This is a genomic window from Lawsonibacter hominis (assembly GCF_014287895.1).
Taxonomy (GTDB): domain Bacteria; phylum Bacillota; class Clostridia; order Oscillospirales; family Oscillospiraceae; genus Lawsonibacter_A; species Lawsonibacter_A hominis.
In genome coordinates, this window is record NZ_JACOPP010000087.1 from 1 (window position 1) to 721 (window position 721).

Annotated in this window: 1 protein-coding gene; it reads left to right on the top strand. The window is 56.0% G+C overall.

Going from position 1 to position 721, the window contains the following annotated elements; genetic code table 11:
• On the top strand, nucleotides 1-721 hold a 721-nt coding region (locus H8S57_RS16885; RefSeq protein WP_243204880.1), incomplete at both ends, for a P-loop NTPase family protein.

Consider the following 721-nt stretch of genomic DNA (forward strand, 5'->3'; position numbering starts at 1 on the left):
TGGGTAAGGTGTACGGCGCCGTCCGCTATCCGCAGAAGGTGGATATGGGGTGGCTTTCCAAGATCACCAACATCCCCAGCACCATTGTTTCGGTGGGGATTACCCCCATTGACAATGGTTCGCTCATTTCCGCAATCTCCAAAAGCATTGTCCAACAGCGCGGCGCCGCTGACAGTGCCAAAGACCCGCTGACCCGGCAGCGCGCCGAGAAAGCCGCCGAGGACGGCGAGAAAATCATGCAGCGGATCGACCAAGAGGGCGAAACGGTTGCCATGATGTCGCTGACCGTGATGCCGATTGCACAGGATGAGGTCAACTTCACAAAGGTCTGCCGCCGTGTGGAGAGCGCCTTCAACATCCAGAAGTGCAAGGTGCGCACCCTCGCCAATCTCCAAAAGGAAGGGTTCCAGAGCATTTCTCCCACCTATCCGGCCAACTCCACGGTGGACAGCATTGTGTCCCGTATTATTCCCATGAGTACCTTTGTGGGCGGATTCCCGTTTGCCAGCTCCGGTTACAACGATGGTCGGGGCTATTATTTTGCAAAGGACAGCAACGGCGGCCTGGTGATTCTGGATACCTGGGAGCGCGGAAACGACCGCACCAATAGTAGCTTCGTGATTATGGGTGTGGCCGGTATCGGCAAGAGTACCGTTGTGAAGCACATCATGCTTTCGGAATACATGAAGGGGACGAAAATCCTGTGCATCGACCCGGAATC